We start from the raw sequence: 8,923 nt of genomic DNA, 5'->3' as shown, positions 1-8,923 counted from the left end.
CGCTTAACTCCTGCTCGTGATAACAATTAGTCATGCTAATAAATTAAATTTGAGTTATGTAACAGTGCTGCACGCTAGAATATGATTGGCTAACTAACGCTTTCATAAACGGATGCTTTGTTTTTTTGATTTTTGTTATAAGAGAAGAAGTTTGTGTATTTTTTGATTATTTGTATAAAAAATACTGATATAGGTATCATTTGGGGAATTTTTGAATAGGATCAGAAAGATAGAGATAGAGATAGAGATAGAGATAGAGATAGAGATAGAGATAGAGATAGAGATAGAGAATGTTTGAAAATGCTGATGGTGTGCCTGTGGGGCTATCATATACGAGTTCTTAAGAATTCAGATCTTTAAAATTCCTATATAATGTTTTGTTCTTATATAATCTTTTGGGCGGTATTATTGAAAGCATCTGGTATAAATATCCCCTCACCAAGAAAGGGATTAACCAGCGCGGGAACGCGGGAGGGATGTTTCAGAAACCGGTCTGGTTTTATCCAGACCGGCAACTAAAAATATTCTGACCTCCGTCACTCTGTCCACTCAGGCCTGAGGCCGTCTTCGTTATCGCAGAGGAAGGGATTCAGGGAATATCTTACGCTGTAGGCACAACGTTTGCGGCTGCCGGGCCTTTGGCGCCTTTCTCGATGGAGAACTCGACCTTCTGGCCTTCGAACAGAGTACGGTAGTCGTTACTCTGAATTGCAGAGAAGTGTACGAACACGTCTTTGCTTCCATCAGAAGGGGAGATAAAACCAAAACCTTTATCCGCATTAAACCATTTTACTAAACCAGTCATTTTATTAGACATATGATATTTCCTTTAATTGAGCCTTTTTAGGCGAATATGGCTTGTTTTACAGAAACTACTTAGCGCTTAACGTAGAGACTCAACAAGAAGGGATATCTGGGATAACGCCTGAGGATGAGAACTGCTTTAATAAACTGCTTTGTATGAGGTCTGTCTTTCAAACCGACGCCGCTATTAACGCATGACCTGGGATATTAAGCAAGTAATATTTTAGCGGATTTGTATAATTGCGGGTAAGAAGGAGACGATATTGTTGAAAATCACCGCCAGCTGGCGGTGATTAGAACTTATAACAATTCAAATGCTCGCTTAATCACCGCATCGGAATAAGGTTGTTGGCCGTTTTCCATTTGAATGATCGCTTTAACCAGTCGGCTCATTGTGGTGACATTTTCTACATCCACTACGGCACTGCTAGCTATGCCAACTGATTTAGATACATAAGCGATATAACTCTCGGTATTATTTTCATTCGGTGGTGCCCAGCGGGAAATAAACTGGCGAATCGTATTGTCCCCGTATCTGCGTTCGTAGTTGCGCAGAATTTTTAGCATCGCCCGTATGCCATATTCCGGCGCCACAAATTGACAAAATGATTTGTCTGTCTGGATATCACGCAAACCTTGCCATTTGTCTCTATGACGGATATTGCCGGGATTGTGGTTACGAATTCCTCTTGTCATTGTTATCTCCTAAACGTTTATTGATGGCACGAATGGAAAACTCTCGGATTTTCTCTACGCCAATAAAACCAACGGCTCCGCCGAGGGCAGGTGAAATGCTGTTTGGAATACCAAATAGTTCCAGTCCACTGGAAAATCCCCACGACAGCGCTCCACACAGTAGCGGCTCGACCCAGCGATTTTTCCGCTCCACACCGTCATAAATAAGCCGGCCGTAACAGATCATAACGGCCAAAATAGAACCAGAAATTTGCGGCCAAGCGTTTCTTAGACCGTTTAATAAATCGGCCCATAAATCAGGATGTTCTTTCATTATTGTTCCCATAATTTGGTGATGGGCATCATCATCAACACTGACTGAGTGAATGACGTCCCGTACCTTTTCATAGTAACGCGGGTAAAGAAAATCCACATGGATACGCTATTGTGCTCTGGCTCTTACTAAACCCATAAACGCCAAATTTTAGAGATAGACAAAAAGCAAATGAATTGCACAAATTCAAATAGACACTATATTAATCAATGTGATTTTTAATCATAAAATTATATTTTAACAAATAGTTAACTTAAATAATTGTATTGTTGATAATCTTTTCTGTAGCTCATTTTAGCATCACTAAATTTCCTTGATTGTATCAACTATTCGATGGTCATCGCCAAATAACGCTGAATTTATCCTGTCGGTTCAAGTAGAGATAGAGTAAGGAATAATGTCATGAAAGTATTGATAGCAAAAAATGAAGTGGGTACACGATATCATAGTCACTATGTTGAAAATGCCGTGCATAGGTTGGCAGATAAATTAATCGAGAAAGAGGTTGATGTTGTTATTGCTGAGTCTTTTGATGATAGCTATACAATAATTTCTGCCAATGAGCCGTTTGATTGTTTAATGATAAGTTGTGCACTCATGGATGATGATTTATATCTTCAAGTACAGAGAATATTAAATAAATTATTTGAACGACAGGAAAATGTTCCGGTCTTTTTGTTAAGTGATCGGGAAAAAACGGTATTTTTGCTAAATCATGAATTATTGGAGCAGTTAACTGAATTTGCCTGGATATTAGAAGATTCAGCGGCTTTTATCGCGGGTCGTGCTATTGCTGCTATGCAGCGTTATCGTCAACAATTATTTCCTCCTTTAATGTCAGCGTTGATGAAATACAGCCGAACCTATGAATACTCCTGGGCGGCACCTGGGCATCAGGGGGGAGTCGGATTTAATAAAACACCGGTTGGCCGCTTTTATCATGACTATTATGGGGAAAATCTTTTCCGTACCGATATGGGAATTGAACGAGCCTCATTGGGTTCGCTATTAGATCATTCCGGTGCATTTGGTGAAAGTGAAAAAAACGCCGCCAGAGTGTTCGGCGCAGACCATTCTTATTCTGTCGTGGTGGGAACATCAGGCTCTAACCGCACGATTATGCAGGCGTGCATGACCGAAGATGACGTGGTGATCATTGACCGAAATTGCCATAAATCCATTGAGCAAGGGCTGATACTGACAGGTGCCAAACCGGTTTATATGCTGCCGAGCCGTAACCGCTATGGCATCATCGGGCCTATCTATCCACAAGAAATGCAGGCAAAAACATTACAGAAAAAACTGAAACAAAATCCCCTGATTCAGGGCATAGCGAGCCAGAAACCCGTTTATAGCGTAGTGACAAACTGTACCTATGATGGTGTCTGTTATAACGCCAAGCAGGTACAGGCGTTATTGGATAAAAGCGTCGATAGAATACATTTTGATGAAGCATGGTATGGCTATGCGCGGTTTAACCCAATCTATCACGATCATTTTGCCATGCGTGGAGATCCCAAAAACCACTCCGGGCCGACAGTCTTTGCTACCCATTCATCTCACAAGTTGTTGAACGCACTATCTCAAGCCTCTTTTATCCACGTACGGGACGGACGCAACCCGGTGGATTTTTCAAGGTTTAATCAAGCCTACATGATGCATGCAACAACGTCTCCGCTGTATGCGATTTGCGCTTCAAACGATATTGCAGTTTCGATGATGGATGGCAACAGCGGCTACTCATTAACTCAGGAAGTCATTGAGGAAGCCATTGATTTTCGTCAGGCATTAGCACGCTTGCATCGTGATTTCAATAAGAAGGGGGGTTGGTTCTTTAAACCCTGGAATCAGGAAAAAGTAACCGATCCTGCAACCGGTAAGAAAATGGCTTTTGAAGATGTGCCAAAGGAATTACTGGCGAAGGAACAAAGTTGCTGGCTCATGAATCCGGGAGACAGTTGGCACGGTTTTGAAGATTTGCCGGCTAACTGGAGTATGCTTGATCCGATTAAAGTCAGCATATTGGCTCCGGGCATGGGAGATAATGGTAAGTTGAAAAAACAGGGCGTGCCGGCAGCATTAGTCACTGCCTGGTTAAGCCAGCACGGTATCGTACCGACCCGCACGACAGATTTCCAAATTATGTTCCTGTTTTCGATGGGGATCACCAAAGGAAAATGGGGAACATTGCTTAACACCCTGTTATCTTTCAAACATCATTATGATGCTAATACGCCCTTGAATAAGGTGTTGCCAGATTGGGTAGAGCAGCACCCAGAAGTGTATGAGCAATTAGGACTGAAAGAGTTAGGCGATAAAATGTTCGATTATTTGCGGCAGAATAATCCGGGAGAAAAACTGAATCGGGCATATGCCGGTTTACCCAAAATGGAAATGATCCCGCGAGCCGCTTATCAGGCCATTGTGACCAATAATGTGGAAATGGTGGCCCTGGACGATTTACCTTATCGCATTGCGGCAAACTCTATCATCCCCTATCCGCCCGGTATTCCCATGCTGCTTTCAGGCGAAAACTTTGGTGATAAAACCAGTCCCCAAATTGGATATTTGCATGCGTTACAAAAGTGGGATCATGAATTTCCTGGTTTTGAGCATGAAACGGAAGGCACAGAGATTATCAACGGCATTTATCACGTGATGTGTATAAAAAAGTGAAAACGGGAAGATAAATTATGGCTATTGTTTCAGAGGCAAATGTTTCAGAGGCAAAAAAAGTCGGATTGATCCCCGTTACTCTGATGGTTGCGGGTAACATCATGGGATCGGGCGTTTTTTTGCTGCCTGCCAGCCTGGCATCAACCGGTGGTATTGCGATCCTTGGCTGGTTGGTGACTATCATTGGTGCTGTGGGGTTATCAATCGTCTATGCGAAAATCTCCTCACTGGATGACAGTCCGGGGGGATCTTATGCTTATGCACGGCGGGCTTTTGGCCCTTTTTTAGGCTATCAGACGAATATTTTATATTGGCTGGCGTGTTGGATCGGTAATATCGCTATGGTTGTAATTGGCGTGGGTTACCTGAGTTATTTTTTCCCTGTCCTGAAAGATCCCATTATTTTAACCCTCTCTTGTACAGTCATACTGTGGATATTTGTCATTTTGAACATTATCGGGCCGCATGTTATTACCCGAGTGCAAGCGGTAGCGACAACCTTAGCATTGATTCCGATTGTAGCAACCGCCGTATTGGGTTGGTTCTGGTTCAACGGCAAGACCTATATGGATGCGTGGAACGTCAGTGGCTTGAATACTTTTGGCGCGATTCAGAGTATTTTAAACGTCACATTATGGTCTTTTATTGGCGTTGAAAGTGCTTCTGTTGCGGCTGGTGTGGTCAAAAATCCTAAGCGTAATGTGCCGATCGCGACGATTGGTGGTGTGCTGATTGCTGCCGTCAGTTATGTTCTGTCCAGCAGCGTGATTATGGGCATGATCCCTAACGCGGCGTTGAAAATCTCCTCTTCACCTTTTGGCGATGCTGCCCGATTGGCGTTGGGCGATACCGCAGGAGCCGTAGTTGCCTTTTGTGCAGCGGCCGGCTGTTTGGGATCATTGGGTGGCTGGACATTGCTCGCAGGGCAAACTGCCAAAGCTGCCGCAGATGATGGGCTGTTTCCTTCAATCTTTGCCAAAGTGAACAAAGCCGGAACGCCAGTTGCGGGTTTGTTGATATTGGGTGTTTTAATGACGCTTTTCCAACTCAGTAGTATTTCGCCAAATGCCGCGAAAGAATTTGGCTTGGTTTCTTCCGTCTCCGTGATTTTTACCTTGATACCTTACCTGTATACCTGTGCAGCTTTGCTGTTAATTGGTCATGGTCATCTTGGGCAGGAGAAAACGCGATATATCATCATTACGTTTATTGCCTTTATTTATTGCATCTGGGCAGTTTTGGGAACCGGAGCACAAGAAGTGGTATGGACACTTGTTGTTATGATGGTCATAACAGCAATGTATACCTTTAACTACAACACGAAACACCCTGTCCCTTTTCCGTTAGATAAAAAAGAGTAACTTCGATTTTGGGGTGTCACTATTTTGGTGCTGTTATTTCAGCACCTTTTTTTGATCAAAAAAATATTCGCAATTTGTGATCGTGCCCTGATATTGACGCTTCTGGCGGCCCAGGCAAACGGACAGAAGGTAGAACTTATGGATGATGATATTGGATTTCGATGTAACAAATGGGGTTCTGGTTCATATAAAGACCCGCAATTCGATTCAGTACAAGCCTGGTTTCCATAATCGTGGATCATTTTTCTGGTTTTTCTGGAAATTGATAAAATTTTAAGGGAGAAACATTTAATGAGAACCTCAAAACTTCGTTATGAGATAAAGGTAGTATATTCAAAGGGTTGATTGACCTTAAACATCATATCTTCTTTCGATGAAAGTACGATAAACAACACGTTGAACACCTGAAATTATCGGACTAATTCCTATCCATGAATCTGAATAGGCGCTAACATGGTTTAGGTGTTAGATAACTCACAGTAAGTTATCCCCATTTCAATAAACTAAAAGAAATCAGGATAACTTGGTATTTCGAAAAGTAGGAGCGTGCATATGTACAAAACTATTTTAGTACCAGTCGATATTTCAGAAGAAGCGCTAACCAACAAGGCAGTTGACTGTGCGCTTAAAATTGCTAGGGAAACCGGGGCTGAACTACATTTTTTACATGTATTACCCATTTCATCGGCGATTATTAATGCTTATGCACTAGGCTATATGGAAATTAAGGACAAGGCGACTATCAAGGCAGAGCGGGACTTGAAAAAGCTGGTTGATTCCATTGAATTACCCAATCGTCAAATCTCCTATTCGATTGCATTTGGTTCACCAAGAGACGAAATTACTGCGACAGCGGATGAAATTGGTGCTGATTTGATTGTTATCGGTTCAAGACGACCTAATATTACGACGCATCTGTTGGGTTCCAACTCAGCCGGAGTTGTCAGATATGCAAAAATATCTGTATTAGTAGTGCGATAAGTACTGGTGATGATAATGTTAATTTGTTGATTTTTCTGCTTTTAACTGATGCTCAATAGTGCGCGGTTATATCCGATTACAGGGGGAGTATGTATGTATAACACGATTTTAGTTCCAATTGATATTGCGGAAGATATATTAACTGATAATGCAATCAAGCATGCTGAGTATTTAGCAAAAATATCTAATGCAAAGGTTCATCTTTTTCACTCTGTGCCAGATATTTCCCGATTTTCCGTGAATTATAGTTACCACTATGATTTATTGAGTGCTTTTGCTAAAAAAGCCATCGAGAATTCTGAAGAGGAACTGAAAAAAATCGTAGAACGAATTGATGTACCTAAAGAGAGGGTATCATTCTCTGTTGCCTTCGGCTCTCCACGGGATAAGGTGTTGTCTACAGCACGTGAGATTAATGCAGATTTGATTATTGTCGGATCTCGTCGGCCCGATATCTCAACTCACTTGTTGGGTTCAAATGCGTCGGGCATTGTAGGATATGCCAATATCTCTGTTTTGGTTGTGAGATAACTGACCGCATCTGGGTAAAGTTAATTATTATTATTTATAAAAACCGTGCCTGAATATAGCACGGTTGTTTTTTTAGTAACTTAAATCATATTACTATCAATTAATTCAAATAATGCATTGACGTTTTCCTCATTGTTAAAGGGAAATCGACGAATAATATTTGCCATTTTAGTGCCTTGTCAGGCAGGATAATAGATGGATGTTATGCACAATAAGTAAATAGGTATTATTTTGAATAGTAAAATAGGCCAGTTGGCACGCTATCTTTTGGTTTTTGGGTTAACCCTCTCTTTTCATGCATGGAGTGCACCGACCAGCTTCGAACAAGCTAAAGTTGAATCAAGAAAAAATGTTTATAATGGACAAACAAAATCAGGCATAGGCACACTGTATTGTGGGTGTGATTGGCAATGGGTTGGCAAAAGTGGTGGGCGCATTGATCTGGCTTCTTGCGGTTATCACGTCAGATCACAGCAAACAAGGGCTGCACGCATTGAATGGGAACATATGGTGCCCGCCTGGGTATTTGGGCATCAGCGTCAATGTTGGCAGAATGGGGGGCGGAAAAACTGCGTTGCAACCGATCCTGTATTTCGCATAATCGAATCAGACATACATAACCTGGCGCCATCAATCGGTGAAGTTAATGGTGATCGCAGTAATTTTGGTTACGGAATGCTCGCCAGAAACACACCTAATATGTATGGTTCATGTAGCAGCAAGGTGGATTTTAAATCACATGTGTTTGAACCACGCGATAGAGTAAAAGGTATGGTTGCCAGAGTCTATTTCTATATGCATGACCGCTATAATCTGACTATGTCACGCCAACAGCAACAACTGATGATGGCATGGGATCGCCAGTATCCAGTGGATGCCTGGGAGCGTGAAAGAGATAACCGAATCGCCCGGATTATGGGGCACCATAACCCATTTGTGACTGGCAGCAAAAAGTGGGAATTGGGACATAAAAATTCAGGCCAGGGTTTAATATCGCAGCAAGGATTGATGGCGCAAAAAGGAGGAGAAGTACAGAGCCGTGCGCCAAAGCCAAGTCATTTACATGCAGAAAACAGTCAGATATCAACCCAAAGGATGACATCAAAAACGGCGTCAAATGAGATAATTAAGGGGAATAAAAATAGTCAGATTTATCATTTTGCACACTGTGCTGGCTATAAAACGGTGGCAGATAAAAACGTAATTTACTTCCGCTCAGAAGCAGAAGCTAAAAAAGCGGGATATCGCTTGGCAGGTAATTGTAAAAAATAGCTCTCAATGCATGGCTAATAAAAATCAAACAATGTTTCAGTAAAATTTAACTTGGGAGCTTTTGTGGCCGGGGTATAATATCTGATAGTATACTTAAGTAATGCATGTGTATACGCGATAAACTTCAAGTTGCAATCCGCAAGACGACGCGAGACCTTATATTTCCCCGCTGAGCGGGGAAATATAACACGCATTTTGAAGTTGGATTGGTTTAATCAGTTAAACCATTCTGTTGTTGCTCTGATCAAAACCTTAATTCAGATACCGCCTCAGCCATTAAACAAGTGAG

The 8,923-nt window shown here is 41.9% G+C and carries 8 protein-coding genes; 5 read left to right on the top strand and 3 right to left on the bottom strand.

What is annotated here, in order from left to right; translation table 11 throughout:
- Positions 1–601: 601 nt before the first annotated feature.
- From cspG to AAY47_RS04335, 3 genes are all read right to left on the bottom strand, one after another.
- The gene (gene cspG / locus AAY47_RS04345) at positions 602–817 is read right to left on the bottom strand and encodes a cold shock protein CspG (RefSeq protein WP_047767238.1); all 216 of its coding nucleotides are present in this window, start codon (positions 815–817) and stop codon (positions 602–604) included.
- Positions 818–1,104: 287 nt separating this feature from the next.
- Positions 1,105–1,500 carry a structural protein gene (locus AAY47_RS04340; RefSeq protein ID WP_047767237.1) on the bottom strand — a complete coding sequence of 132 codons (396 nt, stop codon included), beginning with the start codon at positions 1,498–1,500 and terminating at the stop codon, positions 1,105–1,107.
- Entirely contained in the window at positions 1,481–1,813 is a 333-nt protein-coding gene (locus AAY47_RS04335; RefSeq protein ID WP_047767235.1) for a phage holin, lambda family, read from the bottom strand. Before AAY47_RS04335 ends, AAY47_RS04340 begins: the two co-directional genes overlap by 20 nt.
- Positions 1,814–2,215: 402 nt before the next feature.
- Between AAY47_RS04335 and adiA the strand changes: the two genes are divergently transcribed.
- From adiA to AAY47_RS04305, 5 genes are all read left to right on the top strand, one after another.
- Entirely contained in the window at positions 2,216–4,489 is a 2,274-nt protein-coding gene (gene adiA, locus AAY47_RS04330) for an arginine decarboxylase (RefSeq protein ID WP_047767233.1), read from the top strand.
- A 17-nt stretch (positions 4,490–4,506) separates the two neighbouring features.
- The gene (adiC, locus tag AAY47_RS04325; protein ID WP_047767231.1) at positions 4,507–5,850 is read left to right on the top strand and encodes an arginine/agmatine antiporter; all 1,344 of its coding nucleotides are present in this window, start codon (positions 4,507–4,509) and stop codon (positions 5,848–5,850) included.
- A 552-nt stretch (positions 5,851–6,402) separates the two neighbouring features.
- Positions 6,403–6,831, top strand: coding sequence for a universal stress protein (locus tag AAY47_RS04315; protein ID WP_047767227.1), 429 nt, complete (start codon positions 6,403–6,405; stop codon positions 6,829–6,831).
- 93 nt (positions 6,832–6,924) lie between these two features.
- Positions 6,925–7,362 carry a universal stress protein gene (locus AAY47_RS04310; RefSeq protein ID WP_047767226.1) on the top strand — a complete coding sequence of 146 codons (438 nt, stop codon included), beginning with the start codon at positions 6,925–6,927 and terminating at the stop codon, positions 7,360–7,362.
- Positions 7,363–7,593: 231 nt separating this feature from the next.
- Complete coding sequence (locus AAY47_RS04305) at positions 7,594–8,634, top strand: endonuclease (protein WP_047767224.1); 1,041 nt, start codon at positions 7,594–7,596, stop codon at positions 8,632–8,634.
- Positions 8,635–8,923: the final 289 nt, after the last annotated feature.

Source organism: Xenorhabdus griffiniae (genome assembly GCF_001028135.1).
GTDB classification, from domain to species: domain Bacteria; phylum Pseudomonadota; class Gammaproteobacteria; order Enterobacterales; family Enterobacteriaceae; genus Xenorhabdus; species Xenorhabdus bakwenae.
This window is presented reverse-complemented; position numbering and strand designations above follow the sequence as displayed.